At 52.2% G+C, this 25,121-nt stretch carries 22 protein-coding genes and 1 tRNA gene; 17 read left to right on the top strand and 6 right to left on the bottom strand.

All coding sequences use genetic code 11. The features are described from left to right. Positions 1–71: 71 nt before the first annotated feature. From DK507_RS13695 to DK507_RS13665, 7 genes are all read left to right on the top strand, one after another. On the top strand, positions 72–536 hold the full coding sequence (locus tag DK507_RS13695) for a GatB/YqeY domain-containing protein (RefSeq protein WP_109356904.1): 465 nt from the start codon (positions 72–74) through the stop codon (positions 534–536). Next, positions 536–895, top strand: coding sequence for a hypothetical protein (locus DK507_RS13690; protein ID WP_109356903.1), 360 nt, complete (start codon positions 536–538; stop codon positions 893–895). The genes DK507_RS13695 and DK507_RS13690 overlap by 1 nt, the downstream gene beginning before the upstream one ends. Next, positions 892–2,760, top strand: a complete 1,869-nt coding sequence (gene dnaG / locus DK507_RS13685) for a DNA primase (RefSeq protein ID WP_109356902.1) — start codon at positions 892–894, stop codon at positions 2,758–2,760. The genes DK507_RS13690 and dnaG overlap by 4 nt, the downstream gene beginning before the upstream one ends. A gap of 48 nt (positions 2,761–2,808) precedes the next feature. Next, on the top strand, positions 2,809–4,833 hold the full coding sequence (gene rpoD / locus DK507_RS13680) for an RNA polymerase sigma factor RpoD (RefSeq protein ID WP_109356901.1): 2,025 nt from the start codon (positions 2,809–2,811) through the stop codon (positions 4,831–4,833). Between the two features lie 168 nt (positions 4,834–5,001). Beyond that, the gene (locus tag DK507_RS13675; protein WP_109356900.1) at positions 5,002–5,661 is read left to right on the top strand and encodes a hypothetical protein; all 660 of its coding nucleotides are present in this window, start codon (positions 5,002–5,004) and stop codon (positions 5,659–5,661) included. 107 nt (positions 5,662–5,768) lie between these two features. Then, the gene (locus DK507_RS13670) at positions 5,769–6,614 is read left to right on the top strand and encodes a MoxR family ATPase (protein WP_109356899.1); all 846 of its coding nucleotides are present in this window, start codon (positions 5,769–5,771) and stop codon (positions 6,612–6,614) included. Positions 6,615–6,628: 14 nt separating this feature from the next. After that, positions 6,629–7,813 (top strand): VWA domain-containing protein, encoded by a 1,185-nt coding sequence (locus tag DK507_RS13665; protein ID WP_109356898.1) that lies wholly within the window; start codon positions 6,629–6,631, stop codon positions 7,811–7,813. Between the two features lie 4 nt (positions 7,814–7,817). On the opposite strand, the gene DK507_RS13660 is transcribed toward DK507_RS13665, so the two are convergent. Further along, positions 7,818–8,120 carry a hypothetical protein gene (locus DK507_RS13660; protein ID WP_109356897.1) on the bottom strand — a complete coding sequence of 101 codons (303 nt, stop codon included), beginning with the start codon at positions 8,118–8,120 and terminating at the stop codon, positions 7,818–7,820. Between the two features lie 125 nt (positions 8,121–8,245). Between DK507_RS13660 and DK507_RS13655 the strand changes: the two genes are divergently transcribed. Beyond that, entirely contained in the window at positions 8,246–8,548 is a 303-nt protein-coding gene (locus tag DK507_RS13655) for a hypothetical protein (protein WP_109356896.1), read from the top strand. Positions 8,549–8,552: 4 nt separating this feature from the next. Here DK507_RS13655 and DK507_RS13650 read toward each other — a convergent pair whose 3' ends face one another. Both DK507_RS13650 and DK507_RS13645 read right to left on the bottom strand, forming a co-directional pair. After that, positions 8,553–9,749, bottom strand: a complete 1,197-nt coding sequence (locus DK507_RS13650; protein ID WP_109356895.1) for an exo-beta-N-acetylmuramidase NamZ domain-containing protein — start codon at positions 9,747–9,749, stop codon at positions 8,553–8,555. Continuing rightward, entirely contained in the window at positions 9,746–10,291 is a 546-nt protein-coding gene (locus DK507_RS13645) for a DOMON-like domain-containing protein (protein WP_109356894.1), read from the bottom strand. Before DK507_RS13645 ends, DK507_RS13650 begins: the two co-directional genes overlap by 4 nt. A 38-nt stretch (positions 10,292–10,329) precedes the next feature. On the opposite strand from DK507_RS13645, the gene tyrS reads away from it, so the two are divergent. Together tyrS and DK507_RS13635 are read left to right on the top strand one after the other, a co-directional pair. After that, positions 10,330–11,562, top strand: a complete 1,233-nt coding sequence (gene tyrS / locus DK507_RS13640) for a tyrosine--tRNA ligase (RefSeq protein WP_109356893.1) — start codon at positions 10,330–10,332, stop codon at positions 11,560–11,562. Between the two features lie 86 nt (positions 11,563–11,648). Beyond that, positions 11,649–11,981 carry a PilZ domain-containing protein gene (locus DK507_RS13635; protein ID WP_109356892.1) on the top strand — a complete coding sequence of 111 codons (333 nt, stop codon included), beginning with the start codon at positions 11,649–11,651 and terminating at the stop codon, positions 11,979–11,981. Here DK507_RS13635 and recG read toward each other — a convergent pair. Then, on the bottom strand, positions 11,978–14,032 hold the full coding sequence (gene recG / locus DK507_RS13630) for an ATP-dependent DNA helicase RecG (protein ID WP_109356891.1): 2,055 nt from the start codon (positions 14,030–14,032) through the stop codon (positions 11,978–11,980). The genes DK507_RS13635 and recG overlap by 4 nt on opposite strands. 91 nt (positions 14,033–14,123) lie before the next feature. On the opposite strand from recG, the gene DK507_RS13625 reads away from it, so the two are divergent. After that, a complete protein-coding gene (locus tag DK507_RS13625) occupies positions 14,124–14,390 on the top strand; it encodes a succinate dehydrogenase assembly factor 2 (RefSeq protein WP_109356890.1) in 267 nt (88 codons plus the stop codon). A 34-nt stretch (positions 14,391–14,424) separates the two neighbouring features. After that, positions 14,425–17,895 (top strand): transcription-repair coupling factor, encoded by a 3,471-nt coding sequence (gene mfd / locus DK507_RS13620; RefSeq protein ID WP_109356889.1) that lies wholly within the window; start codon positions 14,425–14,427, stop codon positions 17,893–17,895. Here the strand turns inward: mfd and DK507_RS13615 are convergent. After that, entirely contained in the window at positions 17,892–19,862 is a 1,971-nt protein-coding gene (locus DK507_RS13615; RefSeq protein WP_162559052.1) for a bifunctional diguanylate cyclase/phosphodiesterase, read from the bottom strand. The genes mfd and DK507_RS13615 overlap by 4 nt on opposite strands. 229 nt (positions 19,863–20,091) lie before the next feature. Here DK507_RS13615 and moaA point away from each other — a divergent pair, with 229 nt between their 5' ends. The 3 genes from moaA (at position 20,092) to DK507_RS13600 (ending at position 21,986) form a co-directional block, all read left to right on the top strand. Next, a complete protein-coding gene (moaA, locus tag DK507_RS13610; RefSeq protein WP_109356887.1) occupies positions 20,092–21,078 on the top strand; it encodes a GTP 3',8-cyclase MoaA in 987 nt (328 codons plus the stop codon). Continuing rightward, positions 21,075–21,848 (top strand): NAD kinase, encoded by a 774-nt coding sequence (locus tag DK507_RS13605; RefSeq protein ID WP_109356886.1) that lies wholly within the window; start codon positions 21,075–21,077, stop codon positions 21,846–21,848. The genes moaA and DK507_RS13605 overlap by 4 nt, the downstream gene beginning before the upstream one ends. 63 nt (positions 21,849–21,911) lie before the next feature. Continuing rightward, positions 21,912–21,986: transfer RNA gene (locus DK507_RS13600), tRNA-Asn, on the top strand. A gap of 350 nt (positions 21,987–22,336) precedes the next feature. On the opposite strand, the gene DK507_RS13595 is transcribed toward DK507_RS13600, so the two are convergent. Continuing rightward, a complete protein-coding gene (locus tag DK507_RS13595; protein ID WP_162559051.1) occupies positions 22,337–23,008 on the bottom strand; it encodes a TetR/AcrR family transcriptional regulator in 672 nt (223 codons plus the stop codon). Positions 23,009–23,055: 47 nt separating this feature from the next. Here DK507_RS13595 and DK507_RS13590 point away from each other — a divergent pair, with 47 nt between their 5' ends. Together DK507_RS13590 and DK507_RS13585 are read left to right on the top strand one after the other, a co-directional pair. Next, positions 23,056–24,345 (top strand): NAD(P)/FAD-dependent oxidoreductase, encoded by a 1,290-nt coding sequence (locus tag DK507_RS13590; RefSeq protein WP_109356884.1) that lies wholly within the window; start codon positions 23,056–23,058, stop codon positions 24,343–24,345. 22 nt (positions 24,346–24,367) lie between these two features. Then, positions 24,368–25,069, top strand: a complete 702-nt coding sequence (locus DK507_RS13585; RefSeq protein WP_109356883.1) for an HD domain-containing protein — start codon at positions 24,368–24,370, stop codon at positions 25,067–25,069. The last annotated feature ends 52 nt before the right edge of the window (positions 25,070–25,121 follow it).

Below are 25,121 nucleotides of genomic sequence, written 5' to 3'. Positions count from 1 at the left end.
CCGTCACAATCTATGAAAAAAAATAAGTTGCGGCTATGTTGGTAGCTTATTCCAAAATTACGGGGAACGCTATGATTCGCACTGGGATTCGCGACGCCGTGAAAGCGGCACAAATTGCGGCTATGAAAGCCGGCGACAAGGATCGCACGGCCGCCACACGCGCCATGCTGGCGAAGATCAAGGACAAGGATATCGAGCTGCGCACCAAAGACAGCAAGCTCGATGACGATGTCATGGTGACCGACGTGCTCCAGAAAATGGCGAAGCAACGCCGCGAATCGATAGAGATGTTCGAATCAGGTGGCCGCGATGAATTGGCCAAGGGCGAGAAGATGGAACTTGCCGTGATCGAGGAATTCTTGCCTGCGCAGCTGAGCGAAGCCGATACGGCGGCGTTGATTGACGGTATCAAGACAGAGCTTGGAGCGGAGTCCATGAAAGACATGGGCCGCGTAATGGCGGAGCTGAAATCCCGCCACGGCAGTGAAATCGACATGAGCAAGGCCAGCGGTCTGGTGAAGGCCGCACTTTCCTGATGAAGGAAAGCTTGTGGCAGCGCTATCTCAAATGGCGGCTGCGCAATGTTGAAATTGTGGAATGTGATGACAATGGCCTGACTCATCGTTTTCGGAAGAAAACGGCGCACTTGCGATGGGACGATATCGAAAAAGTCCATGCTTTCAAACGGGATCTGGTGACCGTCGACTGTGTATGTTTGGCTTTTACCACCAAAGATGGCATCATCGAGATAGCGGAGGATGCCGAGGGATATTCAGAAGTTTTGGAAAGGTTGGAAAATCACCTTGGCGTAACGCCTGAATGGATGTTGACCGTTATGTTCCCGGCATTTGAACCCAATCTCACGCAAATTTATCCGGTGGCCGACGCCTCATGACCCTCTCTCCCCAATGGCTTGATGAACTGCGCAGCCGGACGACCTTGTCCACGCTGATCGGCCGGACGGTGAAGGTCCAGAAGGCAGGACGCGAGTTTAAGGCCTGTTGCCCGTTTCATAACGAGAAAACACCAAGCTTCACGATCAACGACGAAAAAGGCTTCTACCATTGCTTTGGTTGCGGCGCGCATGGAGATGCCATCCGATGGATGACGGACCAGCGCGGCCTCAGCTTCATGGATGCGGTGAAGGATTTGGCGGCCGAGGCACAGATGGAAGTCCCTGCCCCCGATCCGCGGGCCGCACAGCGCCAGGAAGCCCGGGCGACGCTACATGACGTCATGGCGGCAGCACAGGACTGGTTTGTCACGCAGTTTAACGGGATTGAAGGCGCCGCCGCTCGTGAATATCTGAAAAATCGCGGTATCTCCGAGAACACCATCCGCGAATTTGGCTTTGGTTTTGCGCCAGATTCGCGTGGTCGGCTCAAGGAAGCCCTTTCGGTTCACGGGGTTGATCAGCTGGTTGAGGCCGGTTTGCTCATAAAGGTCGACGATCGTGATCCCTATGATCGCTTCCGCGGCCGACTGATGATCCCGATCCGCGATCCAAGGGGCCGTGTGATCGCCTTTGGCGGCCGGATATTGGGCGATGGTGAGCCCAAATATCTTAACTCCCCTGATACGCCTTTGTTCGACAAAGGCCGCACACTCTACAATCTCGACAAGGCGTCACCGGCATCCCGTCAAACCGGACGGATATTGGTCGTGGAAGGCTATATGGATGCCATTGCACTGGCCCAGGCCGGTTTCGAGGACGTCGTCGCACCGTTGGGCACCGCGCTGACAGAACATCAGATTGAACGGATATGGAAGATGGTGGAGGCCCCGACCCTCTGCTTTGACGGGGATAATGCGGGTCAAAAAGCCGCCATGCGGGCTGCCTTGCGGGCCTTGCCAATATTGCGGCCGTCCCACAGCCTGAATTTCATCGCGCTGCCGGCAGGGCAAGACCCTGATGATCTGCTGCGATCAGAAGGGCCACAAGCATTTGCAGCTTTAATCGACCAACCACAAATGCTCGGCGATAAGATATGGCAGGTGGAATTTGAGGCCGAACCGCTAAACACGCCGGAAACCAAGGCAGGCCTGAAAAAACGACTATCCGATCATGTCCGTGATATAGCCGATCAGGATATCGCGCAGCATTACCGCCAGGATTTTCAACAGCGATATGAAGAGGCCTTTTTCAGAAGGCGTGACAACGCCCCGGGTCAGAAACAGTTTGCACGTTCGAAAGGCGGTTTCAAATCTCAATATGTTTCGTTCAAGCCAATGGACGATACCAAGTCCGTTTTGATCGATGGCCATGACCTGCGTATTGCAAAAGCGATTTTGGGCGGTCTGATCCGCCATCCTTCCCAGATTTCCAAGCATTTTGAAGAACTAACCGTGCTGCGGTTGGCCGATTCGCAGATGCAGGCATTGCTATCGGAGTTGATACATGCGGCAATGAGCAAAGAAATGCTTGATATGCAGGGCCTTCTTACCATATTGGAACAGACAGATTGTTATAATGTCGCAAAAGGGCTGTTACGGGCCGATGCGCTGAATTTCACTTTCAACCGCAAACTGCCAGATAATGCCCCGTCGGACGATATCGAACGGGCGCAGAATGATTTGGCAGAAGCGATTAAGGTAATCACTGCGCGACCGGGACTGGAAGCGGCTTTGGCAGAGGCAACACGGCGGGTGCAGGATAATCTCGATGAAGAAAGCTATGCGGAGCAACAAAGATTGCGGCAGGCAAAACAGGAATTTCATGACAGATTAGTTGAACTCACCCAGGTCGATGACATCGTGTGAATTGTGTGAACTTTGAAGATTAGTTTTTAAAAATAAGGGCCCCGAGACTTGGCAAGCAAAGCAAAAAAACCAGCGGTAACAGAAGATGCGCCGCTCATTGACATGAATGAGTCCGGTATCAAAAAACTTCTCACGAAGGCAAAAAAACGGGGCTACCTGACCTATGATGAATTGAACGAAGCCATGCCGCAGGACCAGATGTCCAGCGAGCAAATCGAAGATGTGATGTCGTCAATTTCCGATATGGGCGTGAAGATTGTCGAAAATGATGACGAAGCTGCCGAGGAAATGGGCGGCGATGAAGTCGAGTCCATCGACGGTTCCGACAAGGATAAGAAAACAACCACCGCTGCCGCGCCGAAAAAAGCAGCTGGCGACCGCACGGATGATCCTGTGCGCATGTATCTGCGCGAAATGGGCGCTGTCGAACTACTCAGCCGCGAAGGTGAAATTGCCATTGCCAAGCGTATCGAGGCCGGCCGGGACACAATGATCTGGGGCCTTTGCGAAAGCCCGACAACCTTTAACGCGATTATTGAATGGTCCACCGCCCTTAATGATGGCGAGATGCAGCTGCGCGAAATACTCGACCTTGATGCGATGCTGTCAAAAGATCCTGTGCCGGAAAATCTTGAAGACGAAGATGATGATGACGGCGAAATCAGCGAAAAAACGGCTGGTCCATCTTTCAAGGATGATGATGAGGTTGAAGACGAACCGGAAGCAGCCGAAGGTGAAGGCGACGATGAAGACGAATTAACGGAACGTCGGACCAAACGCGTTGTCGAAGAAGAGGAAGAAGATAACACGCTTTCTCTAGCGCAGATGGAAGAAGCCCTAAAACCAGAGGCTCTCGAAAAATTCGCAACCATCACTTCCGTATTCAAGAAATTCTCGAAATTGCAGAACACCCGCATGGAAGCCTTTGCGGTTGGTGACGATTTTCCTGCGGCGTCAGAGAAAAAATATCACAACCTGCGTGAAGAACTCACCGCGTTGGTCGAAAGCGTTCAGTTTCATGCCAACAAGATCGAATTTCTGGTCGACCAGCTTTACTCGTTCAACCGCCGGTTGACGGCGCTTGGCGGCCAGATGTTGAGGCTTGCAGAGCGGCACAAAGTACCGCGCCGCGCCTTTTTGGAAGGTTATGTCGGCCACGAACTGGACGACGGCTGGCTGGCCAGCATGGCCAAAACCGACAAGAAATGGGCGGCCTTTGCAGAAAAGGAAGCAGTATCTGTTGAACGGATTCGCGCGGAAATCTCCGATATATCGGCCGCAACCGGAACATCGCTCGGCGAATTCCGCCGTATCGTCAACATGGTCCAAAAGGGTGAGCGCGAGGCGCGAATCGCCAAGAAAGAAATGGTCGAAGCCAATTTGCGGCTCGTTATTTCCATCGCTAAAAAATATACCAACCGCGGCCTGCAGTTTCTCGATCTTATCCAGGAAGGCAATATCGGCCTCATGAAAGCGGTTGATAAGTTTGAGTATCGCCGCGGATATAAATTCTCGACCTATGCAACCTGGTGGATTCGTCAGGCGATTACCCGATCAATTGCCGATCAGGCGCGGACGATTCGTATTCCGGTCCATATGATTGAAACGATCAACAAGCTGGTCCGCACCTCACGCCAGTTCCTCCACGAGCAGGGCCGTGAGCCGACTCCTGAAGAAATGGCAGAGCGTCTGTCCATGCCGCTTGAAAAAGTGCGCAAGGTCATGAAGATCGCGAAAGAACCGATCAGCCTGGAAACGCCAATTGGTGATGAAGAAGATTCGCATCTGGGCGATTTCATCGAAGATAAAAATGCGATCATTCCTGTGGATGCCGCCATTCAGGCGAATCTCAAAGAGACTGTGACACGGGTGTTGGCAAGCCTAACACCGCGTGAAGAGCGGGTTTTGCGGATGCGTTTCGGCATCGGCATGAATACCGACCACACTCTGGAAGAAGTCGGTCAGCAGTTTAGCGTGACGCGGGAACGTATTCGCCAAATTGAGGCTAAGGCGTTGCGGAAACTGAAACATCCAAGCCGTAGCCGGAAAATGCGCAGCTTCCTGGATCAATAAAACTCGGTTTTCCGGGGTTTTCGACCATTTCGATACTATGGTTTGCACTTAGCTAACGCGGCGTAAACCGGGTATTTAGGTTTTTGCGCTAATCACGAGTTGTAACGCGATTTGCCGGGCATCAAATGTCCGGCAGGTCACCGGGAACTCTAACGTGATGTGAGCGCAATGCCAGAAACCAGTTTAATACCATCCGCGCGACCATCTTTGGTGGACCATGTCGCCGAACATGGCACGCAATCTGCCAGCTATATTGAAACGATCGAGAGCGATTTCACGACGTTAAGCGGCGCGGATATTGCCGATATCGCTCATTTTCTTTGCGTTTTGCACGGCCGCCACCCCGGCGTGGTCGATCATGCCGCGACCAAGACCGCTGATGTTGTGGCCCGCGAATGGCTTGTGGAAGCGATGGACGGTTTTTCCGCCGAACGCGCTTTTCTGACAACTTTGACTGTCGCCGCCGGACCGATATCGGGCGTGCGCACTGAAGACCAGAGCAATGCAACGGTGCTCGCCCAGCGCAAAGCGCTCGAGATGCTTTCGCAGTCTGACCGTAACGGCTGTGCCTTGGGTGCGTCATTTGCCCTTGTTCTGGATTGGCAAGCTATCCGGCCATTGCTTGAAAAGGTCGCCATAAAACTGGGTATAGAACCCAGAAAAGCGATTCTACCTTCGGCGGAAGTAACGCATGTTCTAAATACTGAACTGTCGCAATCCAGTGCGGTTGAGCGCGCAATCAATTTTGGCGTAGATCAGATATTGACCCAACATCGCGGCCTTTGGCAGCTCCTTGAAGCCCGCAAGAATGCGCGTAACGCAAGCTGACCGGCAACATCACGCATTTGTTTGATTAACTAAATGATTAACTTGCCTCAAAACGGCCTTTTCCCTATCGCTATTCCATTGACGTTTACGGCAAGGGAATATGGAATATGCGTTTTGACGGTACCAAAGATTATGTAGCAACCGATGATTTGAAGGTTGCGGTCAACGCTGCCGTGACGCTTCGACGTCCTCTTTTAGTCAAGGGCGAACCCGGCACCGGTAAAACCGTTCTTGCGCATGAAATTGCCAAGGCTACTGGCGCGCCGCTGATCGAATGGAATGTAAAGTCCACCACGAAGGCTCATCAGGGTCTTTACGAATATGATGCGGTTGCACGGCTTCGCGATGGTCAGTTAGGCGACGAGCGTGTCCATGATATCTCCAACTACATCCGCCGAGGTAAACTCTGGGAAGCCTTTACCAGTAAGGAATTGCCGGTCCTGCTGATCGACGAGATTGACAAGGCGGACATCGAATTTCCCAACGATTTGTTGCAGGAACTCGATCGCATGGAATTCCATGTCTATGAAACGAAAGAAACTATCAAGGCCGCGGAACGGCCGATTGTGGTGATCACGTCCAACAATGAAAAAGAATTGCCCGACGCCTTCCTGCGCCGCTGCTTCTTCCACTATATCAAATTCCCGGATCGCGAGACGATGCAGGAAATTATCAACGTCCACTTCCCTGATATTCAAGGGGTTTTGGTCAAAAAGGCGATGGATATCTTTTACGATGTTCGGGAAGTTCCAGGCCTGAAAAAGAAACCGAGCACTTCGGAATTACTCGACTGGCTGAAGCTTTTGCTTTCCGAAGACATGCCTCTTGAAGTGTTGCAATCGCAGGACCCAAGCAAAGCCATTCCGCCACTGCACGGGGCCTTGCTCAAGAATGAGCAGGACGTCATGCTGTTCGAACGCTTGGCATTCATGGCGAAACGCGAAGCGCGTTAAACGGAGCGGACCAGATGTTCTTCAATTTCATGGACGAGCTAAGGGCTGCGGGAATCACCGCATCGCTCAAAGAACATCTGGTGCTTCTGGAGGCGCTGGACAAGGAAGTCATCCAAAGCCGTCCGGAAGAATTTTATTATCTGTCTCGAGCAACTTTTGTTAAAGATGAAGGACTTCTGGATCGCTTCGACCAAGTATTCTCGAAGGTTTTCAAGGGTATTGAAACCAGTTATGGGATGCAGGAAGAAGATATTCCGCTCGACTGGCTGAAAGCTGTTGCCGAAAAATATCTGTCCGAAGAAGAAATGGCCGAAGTCAAGAAACTTGGCAGCTGGGACGAGATTATGGAGACGCTGAAAGAGCGTCTTGCCGAGCAGGAAAAGCGTCATGAAGGCGGCAGCAAATGGATCGGCACCGGTGGTACTTCTCCTTACGGTAACAGCGGCTTTAACCCCGAAGGTGTCCGGATCGGTGGTGAAGGCGGTCAAAAGAAAGCCATCAAGGTTTGGGACAAGCGCGAGTTTCAGAATCTCGACAACACCAAGCAACTTGGCACACGGAACATCAAGGTCGCCCTGCGGCGGTTGCGGAGATTTGCCCGTGAAGGATCTGCCGATGAGCTGGATATCAACAGCACCATCAATGGAACCGCCAAAAAGGGCTGGCTCGACATCCATATGCGCCCTGAGCGGCACAATGCAGTGAAGCTGCTTTTGTTTCTTGATGTAGGCGGATCGATGGATCCTTTTATCAAGCTGTGCGAAGAACTTTTTTCTGCTGCGACTACCGAATTCAAGAATCTCGAATTTTTCTATTTTCATAACTGCGTTTATGAAGGTGTGTGGAAGGACAATCGCCGGCGTTTCTCAGAACGGACAAATACATGGGATATCCTCCATAAATATGGCCATGACTATAAGCTGATTTTTGTCGGTGACGCGTCAATGAGCCCTTATGAAATCACGCATCCCGGCGGTTCCGTCGAGCATTTTAACGAGGAAGCCGGCGTGACCTGGCTTAATCGGATGACCAATACATATCCCGCGACCGCTTGGTTAAATCCGGTACCGGAAAAGCAATGGGGTTATTCTCAGAGTGTCAAAATCGTCAAGGAATTGATGAATGACCGTATGTACCCGCTGACGCTGGAAGGTTTGAGCGACGCTATGAAGGAATTGACCCGCAAACACGGGTCATAAAGCGCTACGCTTCAACCGCCAGCAAGGTTGTTCCCTGGTATTTTTCAGCCGCTGCATCAAAAAGGTCCGATGGTTCAAACTGCCGATCTTCGACCACTACCTCTTTCAGGCCTGAAAGTTTGAACGTGCCTAATTTCAACTCGCGAGGCGGTTGCCCTTCCCTCTCGATCGTGACGGCATCAACATGCATCTCATCATGACGAGTATAGAGAATATGCGGCGCAAGGGTAACCTGCATTTTGTTATAAGTGGCAGTCACACATTTTTTCAGTGCAACGCCTTCCAAAAATTCTTTGTTTGGTAGCATGGCTGCAAGATATCAAAAATAGAGGACGACGCAACAGAAATGTTGCATTGCAACATTGCCTAAACCGGCCAACTCACTTTCGAATATCTCTTACATATGGTAAGATTTCCCAGAGGAGGTCCCCCATGCATAAAATATTCCTGCCCCTGACACTGCCGCTATTAGCCGCAACTAGCCCGGCAAATGCAGCTCCCAACCCCGCCAAATGTTTGGATATTGTCGAAAATATTGACGTCGACAAAACAGACAAGCCAAAGATGCGTACGCTCGACAGAGAAGCGCCCGCAGCAATAATTGCTGCGGTTGACCGGCGGGTGGATAATTGCCCAGTGCTTGTGGTGCTGGATGACCAACTGGCTGGCGAGCCGCGCTGGACCGCTCCGGAAACCCCGCCGATAGCAAAGAGGCTTCCGGCCTTAGGGCGTTAGGATATCAGTAAATCAGATGATCCTTTAACATCTGTCCCCACATCCGCTCCTCAGGAGCAGCTATGGCTTCCAGATCGTTGGCGATTGCCGATGGATTATCAATCCATTCGCGCAGCGCAGGGCCGCCATTGATTACATCAAAGGCTAGCTTCCCTTCCTCATATTCATAAGCAAAGTCCCGCCATAGTTCGTAGCCGAAGTAGAGCTTGCTGATGGCTTTCAGCGCCAGCGCCTGCAATCGCCATGGACGGAAAGCAGCGTGATCGTAAAATGGGCCCTCCGCATGAATCTGGACGCCATTACAAAGCAATCCGACATGTTTATGGAAAGTTGGTTCAAACCAGCATTCTCTTAACGCGCAGCCTTCCAGCCATTGCGGCGCCTTGCGCTGCATTTCGGCAATAACCGCTTTGGCATCGATGTCCGGTGCGCCAAAAAGCTCCAATGGACGCGTTGTTCCACGCCCTTCCGATAATGTCGTTCCCTCCAGCATGACGGTGCCGGCATAGGCCCGCGCCATTGACAGGTTCGGTGCATTGGGACTGGGATTGATCCAAACGCGATCGGTCGGCCAACCGAAGCCTGAGCCCTCTGGCTGCCATCCCTGCATTTCAATCACGCGATAGTCGACATCAAGATTGAAATGGCTGACAAACCAGGCGCCCATTTCTCCCAGAGTAAGGCCATGACGCATCGGCATTGGCGCAGCACCGACAAAGCTCTCCCAACCTTCTTCCAGCATCATGCCTTCTATGGGGCGACCGGCGGGATTGGGGCGATCAAGTACCCACACGGTTTTGTTCTGCTCCGCGGCTGCTTCCAGCATGTAGAGCAGAGTCGTAATGAAGGTATAAATCCGGCAACCCAAGTCTTGCAGATCGATGATCAGAACATCAAACGTACTCATCGCTTGGCCCGTTGGTCGGCGGGAATCTCCATACAGGCTGAACACTGGAATTTCGTGAACTGGATCCACATAGTCCGGCGATTCAATCATGTTGTCCTGCTTGTCACCACGCAGACCATGTTGCGGGCCAAAAGCGGCGGTCAGATTGATATCGTCACACCGCGCCAAGGCATCGAGCGAGTGAGTTAGGTCTTCGGTGACAGAGGCGGGATGAGCCAATAGAGCCACCCGTTTACCGGCAAGCGGCGCTCGCAATTCCGGCTCGGCGAGAAGTCGATCAATTCCAAATTTCATAAATTACCTGCTGCCTTCAGTTGATGTGAAAAGCAATCTTTGTGATGGAAATCCGGTTTTCCCGGAGGATGCGACAAAGCCCAATAGGATTTGGGGCCGCTATTCTCCGCAATCACGGCCGAAAAAGATGCGTTGAGAGGAACCTCCCCCCAGATATCCGGCAACCCCAGCGTGATTTCAACAGCAACATGAGAATCGCTTATATCCAGAGAGATATCTGGTGGCGTTGGCAATTGCAGATGCCTCATGCCATCGCGATAATTTGAAAACTGATAGGCGGCCCAACGACTGGAAGGCGAAAAGTTAAACTCGCAATATCTGTTGGCCAATGATTCTTGCAGGAATAGCTCGAAACAGGTGGTTTGCCACAGTCCGTCAGTGCGCCGTGCTTCTGTCCATTCCGGCAGGTCAAGATCATGAAGCAGGCCTTCGGCATGGTATCTCAGCCACAGGCTTTCGTGATCCTTCCATTCATAGGTCAGTGAAATTTCGTCCACCACAGAGACAGGCGTCAAAGGATGGCATTGCAGGTCTAAACGCATATTGCGAGTTTCCTCTGCTGCATGTAACGAACCACTCCATGACCAATTATCAATCTGACCTCCTCCGCTTACTGAATGATCGCGGCTATATCCACCAATTAACCGATGCAGACGGGCTGGATGCTGCTGCATCCAAGACGATTATACCTGGATATATCGGATTTGATGCGACGGCACCCTCTCTGCACGTCGGTAGTCTGGTCCAGATCATGATGCTGCGCCGTATGCAACAGGCTGGCCACAAACCAATTGTGGTCATGGGCGGCGGCACAACCAAAGTGGGTGATCCTTCTGGCAAAGACGAGAGCCGGAAGATGCTCAGTGCGGAAGATATTGATGAGAATATCGCGAGCATCAGGCGGATTTTCGACAACTTCCTGACATTTGGCGATGGTCCGACCGATGCAGTGATGATCAACAATGCTGATTGGCTTGATGCCCTGCAATATGTTGATTTTCTGCGCGATATCGGACCGCATTTCACGATCAACCGGATGTTGACATTCGACTCGGTAAAGCTCCGTCTCGACAGGGAGCAACCCCTCACCTTCCTGGAATTTAACTACATGATTCTTCAGGCATATGATTTTCTGGAACTGTCCCGGCGTAACAAGTGCCGGCTGCAGCTGGGCGGGTCTGACCAATGGGGCAATATTGTAAACGGCATTGAGCTCACGCGGCGTATTGACGGCAAACAATTATTTGGTCTGACAACACCGTTGATTACCACCGCCGATGGCGGAAAGATGGGCAAAACAGCCAGCGGAGCCGTGTGGCTGAATGCTGACCAGCTTGCTCCCTACGACTACTGGCAATTTTGGCGCAATACACAGGATGCGGATGTTGGCCGGTTTTTGAAACTTTTCACCGACATTGATCTTGATGAAATCGCCCGGCTCGAAGCCTTGCAAGGTTCCGAGATAAACGAGGCCAAGAAAATCCTTGCCGATGCAGCAACGGCGATGGCCCATGGCCAAGATGCGGCGAGAGATGCGGCGAGCACGGCCCAACAGACGTTCGAGCAAGGCAATGCTGGCGGCGATCTACCGGTTTTTGAAGTGGCCGACAGTGAAATTTCTATCCTCAACGCATTAGTGAGCATTGGTTTTTGTGCGTCCAAGGGCGAGGCTAAGCGGATGGTCGCAGGCGGCGGTGCGCGCATTGATGATGAACCCATCAAGGATGCGGGCGCGATGATCGCTATCTCAGACGGTGATATCAAAATTTCCGCCGGTAAGAAGAAGCACGGGCTTTTGCGACGCGCATTATAAAAGTACGGATTTTTGTTACGCTGGTTTACCTTTTATTGGGGAAATTAGGTTAATTAAGGGTTTCATCAATCGACGGAGCGTCCTTAATGCCAAGCGTATCGAACAAAAAAATGCCCGAATTACGCCGCGCAACGCGTTTTCCGGTTGATTTCGAAACGATTTGCGAAACGCGCAAAGATGGTGAGTTTTCTGTTAAACTGAGCAACATTTCCGCTCATGGCTGTCAGTTTATTCACGAGGTTGAACTCAACAAGGGTGACCGTGTTGTCGTTCGTCTTCCTATTGCGGGGCGCATTGAGGCGTTTCTGGTATGGTCCCATAGCGGCCGTTCCGGTTTTGAGTTTGAGCGCGTTATTCGCGAGCCAGATTTCGTCGCCCTGCTTGATCAGATCGGACATTCTGACCCGGGCCAAGCCTAGCCGCTACGGATCAGGCTGACCCCCCAATCTCTTTCAAACAGATATAGCGCGATACGAGCGGCCTGACCGCGCTCGCTGCTCAGTCCGCCGTCCCTGTCCAGCAACAGCCGCGCATCATCTGTCGCCGCCGAAATCAGTTGCGATATCTGATCCGGCGTGGCTATCCGAAAGCCCGCATCGCCGGATTGCCGCGTACCCAGTAATTCGCCGGCGCCGCGCAGCCTTAGATCTTCTTCGGCGATCTTGAAACCGTCATTGGTCTCGCGCAGCAAAGTCAATCGAGCCCGGGCCGTTTCGCTGAGCGTATCACCGCGCAGCAGCAGGCAGTTGGATTTGACATCCCCCCTTCCCACACGGCCGCGTAACTGATGCAATTGCGCCAAACCGAAGCGATCGGCAGCTTCGATGATCATCAGGCTGGCATTAGGCACATCCACGCCAACTTCAATGACGGTAGTCGCAACCAGGAGCCGGGTTTCGCCGCGCTGGAATTTTTCCATAACGGCATCTTTCTCAGGCCCTTTCATGCGCCCGTGAACAAGTCCGACCTGATCGCCAAATCGCAGTTTCAGGGCGGCCGCGCGCTCTTCTGCAGCAGCCAGATCGCTTTTCTCGCTCTCTTCCACCAAAGGACAGACCCAATAGGCCTGACCACCGCCCGCAATATGGCGACCGAGCCCGTCTACCACTTCCGGCAAGCGACCATCTGAAATGACCCGCGTTTCGATGGCCTGACGCCCTGGCGGCAGCTCATCAATCCGCGACACATCCATCCCGCCATATTGGCTGAGCGTTAGCGTCCGCGGTATCGGTGTGGCTGTCATGGCCAGAAGATGCGGTGTATTTTCCGCTTTTTGGGTGAGCATCAAACGCTGCGAAACGCCGAATTTATGCTGTTCATCAATTATCGCCACCGCGAGCTTTTTATACTGAACCTTCTCCTGAAAGATTGCATGTGTACCCACAAGGATGTCGATCGAACCATCGGCAAGCCCCATCAGGGTAGACTCTCGAACCTTTCCCTTGTCACGCCCCGTCAGGATCGCAAGATTAACAGGGAGCCCGGTGAGAAGCTTTTGCAGTCCTTCAAAATGCTGCCGCGCCAGGATTTCCGTCGGCGCCAGAAAGGCGCCCTGATAGCCGGCCTCAACCGCGCCCAGCAATGCCATCAACGCAACCAGTGTTTTCCCTGACCCCACATCACCCTGTAAAAGCCGAAGCATTGGCGACGATTGCGCTAGATCACCCTCAATTTCCGATATGCACCGCTTTTGCGCGCCGGTCAGCTCGAAAGGCAGCTTGATCTGATCCCGCAGGCGCCCGTCGCCTTGGATCGGAATGCCTTTCTTGCGGCGATTGCTTGCGCGGACAAGCATGAAAGCCAGTTGATTGGCAAAAATCTCATCATAGGCGAGTCGGTCGATATTTTTGACATCTTCCCGGCTGTGCAGAGATACAATGCTTTCCCGCCAACCTTCCCATTTCTTGGACTCGAGCAGGCTCGGCTCAATCCATTCAGCCAGCTGCGGAGCCATATCCACGGCTTGCGTGACCAGCTGCCCCATCCGCTTATTACCCAGACCATCAGACAGCGGATAAATCGGCTCAATCAGCGCAATGTCCTTTTCTTCCGCCAATTCCAGCACATCAGGATGCAGCATCTGCAGCTCGTCGCCATAGCGCTCCAGCTTGCCCGAGATGATCTTGCTTTCCCCGAGCGGCAGCAATTTCTTTGGCCAACCGGTGTTCCGTCCAAAAAAGGTCAGGCTGATATAATTACCGTGCGCGTCAGTCGCCTGCACACGAAACGGGCTTCGCGGTCCGCCGCTCCGATAGTCTGCCGGCGTCACTTCCGCGATAATCGTCAGGCCGACATCCGCATCGTCCAGCTCCTGCACCCGTTTGCGCCGCATCCAATAGCTCGGTTTATGATAGAGCAGGTCCTTCACACGCGTCAGGCGCAGTTTCTCCAGTGGTTTGGCAAGCGCTTTGCCAACACCTTTGAGTGACTGTGTTTCGCCAAATAATGGATTGAGTATCTCGGGCCGCATGTCTATCCGCCTTATACGCAAGCGGGATCAATATACCAGACACAGTCCCTGTGCATTGATGCAGTCACTAAGCAAAGATTCAGGAGCAGATATGGAACGCGAAGTCAGGCTCAAACGGCTCCATTTTCGCAGCTGGCACCGGGGCACGCGGGAAGCCGACAATATGATCGGCGGCTTTTTCGACAAATGGGGACAGAGCTGGTCCGATGCAGAAATCGACTGGTTTGAAAAGCTGCTTGAGGAAGAGGATGTAGATATCATGGCCTGGGCAATCGGAAAGCAGACGCCGCCAGAGCAGTTTCAGAATGATCAGATGACCGCGATGCAACAGCTAGATTACTTCGACTTCACCAAGTGAAACCTTCAAGTTAAGATTGATATAGATTCCATAAGTGTCTTATTTAGATAAATTATTATCCGCAAAAGACGGAATGACTCTTGCCGGCGTAACGGCGGGATATCGGCCCTATTGTCTGGCGGATATCGCCGTCCGGTCCGGCCAGCGAACCGTTTTTGTTGCGACCGATGATGCAGCGATGAGCGCCATGGCGGAAGCGGCGCGTTATTTTCAACCGGGTCTAGACATCATTGAATTCCCGGCCTGGGATTGCCTGCCCTACGACCGTGCATCGCCTGCTTTGCACACGACTTCGGAACGTTTGGCAGCCCTTTCCCGGCTAGCGTCCCCTTCCTCAGGCGGCCAGCTTGTGATCACGACTGCAAATGCCGTCACACAAAGGGTACTGGCCCCGGAGCGGGTAAAAGAACTGGTCACCCGACTGGCACCCGGTACCGTGATTGAGCAGGAAAAACTTGTTTCCTTTCTCTATGCCAATGGCTTTGTTCGGGTCGATACAGTTGCGGATAGCGGCGAATTTGCTGCGCGCGGAGGGCTGATTGATCTGTTTCCTCCGGGCGCCGACAAGCCGCTGCGTATCGATCTCTTTGGCGACGAGATTGACACGCTGCGCCAGTTTGATCCCGCCGATCAGCGCACTATCGGGAATATCGACGGCTTCGATCTGCTGCCTGTTTCAGAGATCTTACTGGACAAAGAGAGCATCACCCGTTTCCGAACCCGTTATCGGGAGCTGTTTGGTGCGGTTGCTACCAGTGATCCGCTCTATCAATCCCTTTCGGAAGGCCGGCGGCTGTCTGGGATGGAGCATTGGCTGCCATTGATCGAAGAAAATCTGGCGAGCTTCTTTGATTATCTTGCGGAGGACGCGCTGGTTTTTCGCGATGCAGCAGTTACTGCAGCTGCAGACGCGCAATTTTCTTCTATTCAGGATTATTACAAAAACCGGCAAGAAGCCGATAAGGCAAATTTATCGAGCTACCGCCCACTAGAGCCGGAAATGCTGTATCTGGAGCCCTCAGAATGGCAAGAACAACAGACCGACGGGCCCATTCACATCATGAGCGAGTTTGATGAACCGGAATCATCGACCGTTCTATCCCTCTCCGTGTCTTCGCCTCGCGACTTCTCACCCGAACGTGCGCGTAACGAGAATATTTACAAGGCTTTGGCTGTACATCTGAATACACTTACAAAAGCTGGTACAACTGCTGTTGTCGCAAGCTACAGCAAAGGCTCTCGCGCTCGGCTTTTTGACCTGCTGAAGGATCATGACGTCAAGACGGCAATGCTCTGTGATGACTGGAAATCCTGCAGTACTGCCGAAGCGGCGGTTGCCTTGACGATATTGCCACTGGCGGCTGGTTTTCGCACAGACAGTCTGGCTTTGCTCACCGAACAGGATATTTTCGGCGATCGGTTGGTGCGTAAGTCAAAACGGCGGAAAAGCGGTGACGCGTTCCTCGCGGAACTGTCAGCGCTCAGTCAGGGCGATCTGGTCGTTCATCTGGAGCACGGCATTGGCCTGTACGAGGGGATTGTATCTATCCCGGTGGGTGAAAGCCCCCATGACTGCGTCTCGCTAAAATATGCCGGTGGGGACAAGTTATTTGTTCCGGTGGAAAATATCGACGTTCTCAGCCGCTATGGCGAAGGCGGAGAAACGGTGGTGCTGGACCGTCTGGGTGGAGAAGGCTGGCAGCGACGAAAATCCAAACTTAAAGAACGCATCAGGGCGATTGCGCATGAATTGCTCAAGACCGCCGCCGCCCGGGCGTTGCAACCAGCGACACCGGCGCGGATTGAGGCCGGTGACATGGCCGGTTTTGTTGACCGCTTCCCCTATCAGGAAACGGATGACCAACAGCAGGCTATCGAAGAGGTCCTTGGCGATATGGGGTCGGGCAAGGCGATGGACCGTTTGGTTTGCGGCGATGTCGGCTTTGGCAAGACCGAAGTCGCCATGCGTGCGGCTTTTGCCGCAGCTATGGCCGGCATGCAGGTGGCCATTATTGCCCCTACGACCTTGCTTGCCCGTCAGCATTTTACGAATTTTGAAGAGCGCTTTCGCCCCTTCCCCCTCAATATTGGACGATTGTCCAGACTTGTACCGACTGCAGAGGCCAAGAAAACCAAAGAAAGTATGGCCAATGGTAATATCGATATCGTCATCGGCACCCATGCTTTGCTGGCCAAATCCGTGGAGTTTCAGCGCCTTGGGCTGATCATCGTAGATGAAGAACAAAGATTCGGTGTCACCCACAAAGAGCGATTGAAGGCGATGAAATCGGACGTCCATGTCTTGACCCTCACCGCAACGCCGATTCCCCGAACCTTGCAAATGGCGATGACCGGTTTGCGTGAACTATCGGTTATTCAGACACCGCCTGTAGATCGATTGGCGGTGCGCACATATGTCATGCCTTGGGACCCAATTCCTCTACGCGAAGCATTGATGCGCGAACATTATCGCGGCGGACAGAGCTTCATTGTAGTGCCGCGTATTGCTGACTTGCCGGAAATTCAGGAATTTCTGAAAGAATATGTGCCTGACATCACCTATGTTGTCGCCCATGGCCAGATGCCGCCAGCGCAGGTCGAAGAACGCATGTCGGCTTTTTACGACAAGAAATATGATGTTCTGCTGGCCACAACCATTGTCGAAAGTGGCCTCGACATTCCAAGCGCCAATACCCTGATCATCCATCGTGCCGATCGCTTCGGCCTTGCGCAACTTTACCAGCTTCGCGGGCGGGTTGGCCGGTCAAAGACGCGGGCCTATGCCTATATGGTCACACCAAAGGACAGGATCATCACCGAAAAGGCTGAAAAACGTCTGAAAATTCTCGGTGATCTCGACAGTCTGGGTGCGGGCTTTGAGTTGGCCAGTCATGATCTCGACATTCGCGGAGCCGGAAATCTGCTTGGCGACGAGCAATCCGGCCATATCCGGGAAGTAGGTTTCGAGCTCTATCAATCGATGCTGGAAGACGCCATTTTGGAAGCGAAGGCAAAGGGCGCCGGGCTAGATGCAGAAGCCGAGAGCTTCTCGCCACAGATAACTGTCGACGCACCCATCCTGATCCCCGAAAACTACGTCCCCGATCTATCGCTCCGCATGGGTCTGTATCGGCGTATGAACGGACTGGATAGTCATCAGGAAATTCAGGCCTTTGCAGCAGAAATGATCGATCGTTTCGGAGAATTGCCGGTCGAAACCGACAATCTGCTCAAGCTGATGGAAATCAAACTGAACTGCGTCAAAGCCCATATTGCCAAGATTGAAATGGGCCCGCGCGGCGCATTGGTGAGCTTTCATAACGACAAGTTTCCTAATGTTCCGGGGCTGCTGGCCTATGCCGAGCGCCTGAAAGGTACCGCCCGGATCAGGCCGGATAACAAGCTGTTTATCGAACGGCGATGGCGCGATCCCAAGTCGCGGCTCCATGGCCTCACACAGCTGACGACGGGATTGTCAAAACTGGCGCAGCAAAAAACAGGCTAGTTACTTCTTAGCGCAAATATCTCGAATTCCTCTTGCGATATAGGGCCAGACCGCAGGAATCCTTGGAAATATTCGCAACCTTCCCGGGCCAGGCTTTCCAGCTGTGCCTCGGTTTCTATACCTTCGGCAATGACCGCCAGATCAAGGCTGCGCGCCATGTTAATGATCGATTTCACGACGACCTGGTCTTTCGTGGATCCACTAATATCACTTGTTAGACCACTATCAATCTTCAGATAGTCCAGCGGCAGATTCTGCAAATAGGCCAAACTGCTATACCCGGTCCCGAAATCGTCGATGGCGATCCGGACCCCCTGCTCTCTCAGCACCGCAAGACGCTGTGCCGCGGTGGACAGATTGCCTATTAATTCAGACTCTGTGATTTCAAGTGTAGCCCGCTCCGCGGAAAAACCGGACGCAGCAATATTGTCCATAATATTTTGGGCAAAATCTGGGGCAGCTAGATCCCCTGCCGTGACATTGACCGACAGCCGCAGAAACGAAAGGCTATCCGGCCATCTGGCCGCTGTGGCGAAAGCGGCGGCATGAATGTGCGATGACAGGAGTTTCATCAAACCGGCCCGTTCGGCCACAGAAAACAGCGTAGCGGCACCCAAAAAACCCAGTTCAGGATGATTCCACCGGGCAAGTGCCTCGGCACCGATCAGCTGTCCGTCATCCACTTTAATCTGTGGTTGCAAGGCAATCGTTATCTCATCACGCTCCAGCGCGTGGGCCAGGTCACCTTCCAGCTTTTGCTCCAGCAAAATATTTTTTTCGGATGACCCACTGATTTTAACGGGCACAGCATCAGACACCATTGTCTCTGCCAGGGCCAGGGTCGCTCGTCTAACCAGCAGCGTTTCATCTGATGAATCTCGTCCAACCGCGACGCCCGCGCGCGCGACGAGTCCGATTTTACGGCCTTCAATAGAAATAGGCCCGAAATTGCGGGCTAAAAGCTGCTCTGCATAGCTAGTCAATTTTCCTGCCATATCACCTAGATCGCCATCCAGTGTCTTCGCGACGACAAAATTTTGGCCGTCCATTCTGGCAACCATGCATTTGTCGGATGGCTCGTCAATAGTCTCGGCAATCAACCGCTGACCGGTGCGGCGCATGATTTCATCGCCAATAGGTCGCCCATAGGCCGCATTGATCGTTCCGAAATTTTTGAGACCGATGATCATCAGGCCAAGATTTTCACCCCGCTCCAAACGATCTCGCATCCAGCTTCGCGCTGCTGATCCGTTGCGCAGGCCCGACAAAAGATCGCGATCGGTCCAGCTGTGGCTGGCCTCTTCTGCGGCGACACGTTCCAGACGGCCGTGAATATAATCACCGGAAACATGCAAATGATGGATAACCTTGTTACCATTCAACAAATGAGACACTGCGGCCTGTGGAGCTCCGGTGCGCAGCCGCCCAAAGGCTCCGCGAACTCTAAGCCGTTCATCCGGCGAGAGAATGCGGTAAATGCCGGTCGCGGGATAAGTATCAAAATCTACATTTTTCACATTTTCCCGCAGTTGATCGCTGACCCAGTTTTGCTGCAGTCCCGTTATGGAGAAAGCCCATTTCTCCTCAATCTGCGCGAGTAAGCTATTGAAATTCTGTGTAGCCTCCGAGCCGCCACGAATATTTTCTACATAGCGATAGGCAAAATTTATGGCCGGCCCGATGTCCGCGTGCGGGTTGGAAATATCGAGAAAATGGGTGGCCCCGGCGTCATGACACCTAGCCGCGATATGATTATGCATGGCTTGATCGGCAAAAGCGAGGATTGCGATACCGCTATCATCCACTAGTGCAGCAATATCCGAAATCGCTTTCAAGCCATCATCAACAGCTTCGCGCAGGTCGATAACGGCAATCAAGGCGTTCGAAGACAAAAAACGTCCCGCCAGTTCATCCCGTCGCCGAGCCGAACTGACGCGCCAACCCATCGCAGAAATTCTTGCTGCCATAGGGTCACGATCATGAAAGGACAGCAAGAATAAATGCTTGGCGTCCCTTTGACCGGAGATAGGTGAAGATTCCTGAATGACTTGCAATACCCTTTTATTCCGTAGTGGGGGCGCAAACCGATACCCAGTCCCCCTATTCTTTTCTATAGCGAGCAAACCTTTATAGCCCGTTGCCTGCTTCTAAACAAAACGCTAGGATTTAAGCCAAAGCTGCAATGGAAAAAACATAATGCTCGACGGATTTGGCCGCAAAATAGACTATCTGCGTATCTCGGTAACAGACCGATGCAATTTCCGCTGCCAATATTGCATGTCCGAAAAGATGACGTTCATGCCAAAGAGCGAGCTGCTGACTCTGGAAGAAATCACGCTGATAGCCGAACGGTTTATCGGCCATGGGGTTAAGAAAATTCGCCTGACCGGGGGAGAACCACTGGTCAGACGTGATATGAGCGATGTGATCCAAAGGCTTGGACGTAAAGTCAAATCAGGTAAACTGGAGGAACTTACGCTAACGACTAATGGGTCGTTGCTGGAAGAATATGCGGACCATTTGGCAGAACATAATGTGCGCCGGATAAATGTCAGCATGGACACGCTTGATCCCGACAAATTTGCGGAGATTACGCGCGGTGCCGATGTCCATCAGGTGCTTTCCGGCATTTCAGCCGCCCGGCAAGCGGGTATAAGCGTAAAGATCAACATGGTTGCCCTCAGGGACTTTAATCAGGACGCGCTGATGCCGATGGCGGAATATTGCGCGAAAAATGGTCATGACCTGACGGTTATCGAGACAATGCCCTTGGGTGACGTCGGCGCGGACCGGAAACTGGAGCATATTTCAGCAGAGGAATTTATCGCCCCTCTGTCGGATCAATATTCTGTCAGTCCGATAGCGCACAAGAGCGCTGGCCCTGCACGTTACATGGCGGTCGAACCTCTGGGATTGCGGCTTGGCATGATTACGCCGCTCAGCAATAATTTCTGCGATAACTGCAATCGTCTGCGTCTGACCACAGATGGCAAAATATTTATGTGCCTTGGTCACAACGCGCATGTTGATTTACGCGCCGCCGTGCGCAATGAAGGCATTGAGGCTGTTGACCGGTTGCTTCAGAAAGCTTTGAAGCTCAAACCGTTACGACATGATTTTAATGCGCAACTAGACGGGTCCGCAGAGATATTGGAGCGTCACATGAACGTCACGGGCGGATGAGCGAATCAAAATGGGCACTTGTCGTGTCCCCTACCCCGCAGGCACAAGAGGCGGGAAACAAACTGCAGCCTTTGATGGACTGGGTTCCGATTGAAGAAGCGGATCAAGCTGTCGTTCTTGGCGGTGATGGCTTCATGCTGCAGACATTGCATCAAATGCTCAACCGGCGGAAAATCATGCCGGTTTATGGAATGAATCTCGGCACGGTCGGTTTCCTGATGAACAACTGGCACGAAGATGACCTGGTCCGCCGCATTGAAGGCGCACGGCCGTTCAAGGTCCGCCCGCTCAAGATGGAAGTCGAAACAATTTCCGGCGCCAGCTTTGTGCTCCCGGCGATTAATGAGGTGTCCCTGCTAAGAGAGACGCGGCAAACCGCAAAACTCGAAATTCAGGTCAATAACCGAATCATGCTGGAAGAACTGGTTTGCGACGGCATATTGATCGCAACACCGGCGGGATCGACCGCCTATAATCTGTCAGCCAACGGACCAATATTGCCGCTTGGTTCAAATCTGCTGGCCCTCACGCCGATCAGCCCGTTTCGTCCACGACGCTGGAAAGGGGCGATTTTACCAGATAAAATGCCTATCAGCATCAAGGTACTGAACGCTGAAAAACGGCCAGTTAGTGCGGTTGGCGACCAGCAAGAGGTTCGTGATGTTGCCCAGGTAACCATCTCCATTGACCGCAACCAGACATTGACCATGCTGTTTGATCCAGAACATGCATTGGATGATCGGATAGCAATGGAACAATTTGTCGTTTGATGGCTTGCCGGGTGCGAATGACGTTGCTATAGCCGCGCTCGTTGTGATGCAAATCGCTTCTATTCCCCGGTAGCTCAGTGGTAGAGCAATCGACTGTTAATCGATTGGCCGATGGTTCGAATCCGTCCCGGGGAGCCATTTTTCTCTCAAAACAAGATCAAATATATATACGGGTACGGTCGCGTCGGATTGATCGTGTGCTGATTTTTGCGCCCACATGATTCCGAAAGCGAACCACGAGCATGCGCCTGTTGTTCACATGGAAAGCCAGTTTTGCTCTCGATATTCGTTACAAAAAATCTTTTAGTATCAATTAATTAATAATAGAATTGACTTAAGCGAGTGTGACCTTTCGAAAGTGCCCACCAAACCGCATCACCACCTCATATTTGCCAATGTCAAAAAACCAAGTCGAGCATAATCCATGAGACGGGTTGTAGGAAAATAGAGGGATGTCTGCCTTATCCCGAAAGCGGGCACACGCATCGTCAGAGGTTTCGCAAATGTCTTTGGATCATCTCTACATATTCTGGTAATATGGCATCGGAATAGTCTTCCTCATCGGCGGTAATGCATAGCCGAACAACTGCCCCCCAAAGATGACAAATGAGCATCGACGTTGCATGTACCTTTTTTGGATTGATACTCTCGCTCGCAAGCTCAGATATGCGCTTGGACAAAGCCGCGCTATTGCGTTTGGTATTGTCAAAATCAGCTTGCCGGATAACGGGGTTGGTTTCCGGGCTGGACCAAATCACAAACAGGCAAGGGCGTTGGCGAACAAGTTTAAGTGTGAGTTTCATTAGGGATTCGACACCTCGAACGATTTCATCGACCGAGTTGGCGTGTTTGAGGCCTTTTCTCAAAGCATCATCAATCGGTCCCATTTCAATCTCGAACAATCGCGAGAGTAACGAAGCGCGAGTCGGAAAAAACTGATATAGAGAGCCGACCGGTATTTCGGCTCTTCGAGCCAATTCAGTCATTTTCAAATCAGTCGAACCCAATTCTACAACGAGTTCTCTGGCGGCGTCCAGAATGGCCGCTACGCGCTTCTTTCCACGCGCCTGAACCGGCTCGCGCCAAGTAGTATTGTTGTCAAATTTTTCTTTTTCCGTGGGCATAGCTTGACAGTAACATGAATAATGTTCATTTATCAAATATGAACATTATTCATGTTATAAGTTAATTGTGATTGGCAAACGTAATGGAACTAAAGATTGGTGTAATTGGAGCGGGTCCAGCTGGTCTGGCTACCGCACGGGCAATGAAAGATGCAGGCTTTGAAACTATTGTCTTTGAAAGAAATCGAGATGTTGGTGGAATTTGGGACATCGAAGCGCCCGGTACGCCCATGTACCGGTCGGCCCATTTCATTTCGTCGAAGGGCCATGATATGTCTCATTTTGCGGGACATCCGTTTTCGACCGATATTCCGGAATATCCCAGCCATGCACAGGTGCATGATTATTTGCGGTCTTTTGCCGACCTGGAGGACCTCTACCCGCTGATCCGGTTTGAATCGGAAATAGAGCGATGTCGCCCCCTGGAAAATGGTGGATGGCGGATCGATGGTCAGGGGTTTTCGGAAGACTGCGATGCGATCATTGTGTGCAGTGGAACTTTGTGGGATGCTGTGACGCCGGAATTCGAGGGTTCATTCTCAGGTATGATCCGGCACAGCCAAACCTACCGGGATCCGGAGGAATTTCGCGACAAAAAGATACTGATACTTGGCTGCGGAAATTCGGGCGTGGACATCGCCTGCGACGCTGCTCGAACGGCAGACAAAGCTTATCTGAGCCTGCGCCGCGGATATTGGTTCTTGCCAAAATTTGTCATGGGCCATCCAACGGATGTCTTCTTTGCTCGAAACATGAAAATGCCTGATTGGCTTTCACCACCTGATTTTACCGCTTTTCTAGCGATGATGGTCGGAAATCCAAAGCGTTTCGGTTTGCCAGCACCGGATCATGAACCGCTGGCCAGCCACCCTATTATGAACAACGACATATTGCAGCACCTAGGGCATGGTCGCATTCAGCCAAGAGGAGATGTTGCGTGTCTGGAAGGTGAATCGGTATGTTTCAAGTCCGGGGAACTGGATGAAGTAGACGAGATTATCTGCGCCACCGGTTATCGGGCGACGATGAGCTTTTTGCCGGACAATCTACTGAACTATCAGGAGGGTACGCGGCCAAGCCTTAAAATGTCAGCTTTCCACCCGTCGGCGCAAAATATCTATTTCAATGGCATGATCGAAACAAATGGCGGCGTCTTCGGGCTGTTCGATCGTCTGGCCAAGATCATTGCCCGGCTCATTGCACAAAAAGCAGCAAAATCCTGCCGCGATTCTGCGTTCACCGAAATGGTCAATGAAGCGGATTTGAAAGCGCACACGACCGGCAAGATCAACTCATCTCGCCATGTCGGATATGTCGACAATGCAAATTATCTCTCGGCCCTTAAGCATTTGGAAGAACAACTAAATATCTAATCGCTCAACAAAGGATGGAAGTATGATGAATCAGAACAGAATAATTACCGCGTTCGGATTGGCCTTAGCCCTTACAATGACACCTGCAATTCATGCTGATGAGATAGAAGATCGGCATGATGACATTGAGGCCGAAAACTCTACGAGCCAGTTTCCCGAGACGCCAGCAATCCGGGCAACCGAGAGATTTGTAGAGGATTACAGCGGTGACATAATGGTCTCTCACGTCAAGAGGTCCTATCTGTTTGCTGCGGCCTTTGCAGAGGCCGAGGGTAAATCGTTCGATACAGAACTGGTTTATGTTTCCATGCTTTTGCATGATATTGGTTTGGAAGATCCATTTGATAAAGCGGGTGATTTTGAAACCAACGGCGGTGAAGCAGCGCAGGCATTTCTAACACAGCAAGGTTTTGCTGAACTCGGCCAGAAAGTAGCTCGAGCTATAAACCTCCATACCAATCCTGCCACAGCCAGGCACGATAACTATGAATTTGCCTTGGTAGCGCGCGGTGCGTTGGCCGATGTTGTGGGCGCGGGGTTGGATAGACTCGACCCGGACGTCATTGGCAATATCCTAAAGTCACATCCCAGGCACGGTACAAAATCGCTCTTGATTTCAATGCTCGAACGCCAAGCTCTTGCGAAACCAAATTCTCGGATCGGACAAACTTACAAACAGGTTCCGGTCAGCGACCTGATCCGAAACGCCCCTTTCGCCGAGTGAGCACAGAAAATTCCAGCTCACCGCATTTTCAAATCTTCTGAAAGGATATTCG

This window comes from Sphingorhabdus sp. EL138, from assembly GCF_900258045.1.
Classification (GTDB): domain Bacteria; phylum Pseudomonadota; class Alphaproteobacteria; order Sphingomonadales; family Sphingomonadaceae; genus Parasphingorhabdus.
Note: the sequence above shows the minus strand (reverse complement) of the source record. Positions and strands in the feature narration are given on the sequence as shown.

Coding starts and splice junctions, on each gene's coding strand:
- DK507_RS13695 (WP_109356904.1), top strand. CDS start 72: ATGATTCGCACTGGGATTCGCGACGCCGTGAAAGCGGCACAAATTGCG.
- DK507_RS13690 (WP_109356903.1), top strand. CDS start 536: ATGAAGGAAAGCTTGTGGCAGCGCTATCTCAAATGGCGGCTGCGCAAT.
- dnaG (WP_109356902.1), top strand. CDS start 892: ATGACCCTCTCTCCCCAATGGCTTGATGAACTGCGCAGCCGGACGACC.
- DK507_RS13675 (WP_109356900.1), top strand. CDS start 5,002: ATGCCAGAAACCAGTTTAATACCATCCGCGCGACCATCTTTGGTGGAC.
- DK507_RS13670 (WP_109356899.1), top strand. CDS start 5,769: ATGCGTTTTGACGGTACCAAAGATTATGTAGCAACCGATGATTTGAAG.
- DK507_RS13665 (WP_109356898.1), top strand. CDS start 6,629: ATGTTCTTCAATTTCATGGACGAGCTAAGGGCTGCGGGAATCACCGCA.
- DK507_RS13660 (WP_109356897.1), bottom strand. CDS start 8,120: ATGCTACCAAACAAAGAATTTTTGGAAGGCGTTGCACTGAAAAAATGT.
- DK507_RS13655 (WP_109356896.1), top strand. CDS start 8,246: ATGCATAAAATATTCCTGCCCCTGACACTGCCGCTATTAGCCGCAACT.
- DK507_RS13650 (WP_109356895.1), bottom strand. CDS start 9,749: ATGAAATTTGGAATTGATCGACTTCTCGCCGAGCCGGAATTGCGAGCG.
- DK507_RS13645 (WP_109356894.1), bottom strand. CDS start 10,291: ATGCGTTTAGACCTGCAATGCCATCCTTTGACGCCTGTCTCTGTGGTG.
- tyrS (WP_109356893.1), top strand. CDS start 10,330: ATGACCAATTATCAATCTGACCTCCTCCGCTTACTGAATGATCGCGGC.
- DK507_RS13635 (WP_109356892.1), top strand. CDS start 11,649: ATGCCAAGCGTATCGAACAAAAAAATGCCCGAATTACGCCGCGCAACG.
- recG (WP_109356891.1), bottom strand. CDS start 14,032: ATGCGGCCCGAGATACTCAATCCATTATTTGGCGAAACACAGTCACTC.
- DK507_RS13625 (WP_109356890.1), top strand. CDS start 14,124: ATGGAACGCGAAGTCAGGCTCAAACGGCTCCATTTTCGCAGCTGGCAC.
- DK507_RS13615 (WP_162559052.1), bottom strand. CDS start 19,862: ATGGCAGCAAGAATTTCTGCGATGGGTTGGCGCGTCAGTTCGGCTCGG.
- moaA (WP_109356887.1), top strand. CDS start 20,092: ATGCTCGACGGATTTGGCCGCAAAATAGACTATCTGCGTATCTCGGTA.
- DK507_RS13605 (WP_109356886.1), top strand. CDS start 21,075: ATGAGCGAATCAAAATGGGCACTTGTCGTGTCCCCTACCCCGCAGGCA.
- DK507_RS13590 (WP_109356884.1), top strand. CDS start 23,056: ATGGAACTAAAGATTGGTGTAATTGGAGCGGGTCCAGCTGGTCTGGCT.
- DK507_RS13585 (WP_109356883.1), top strand. CDS start 24,368: ATGATGAATCAGAACAGAATAATTACCGCGTTCGGATTGGCCTTAGCC.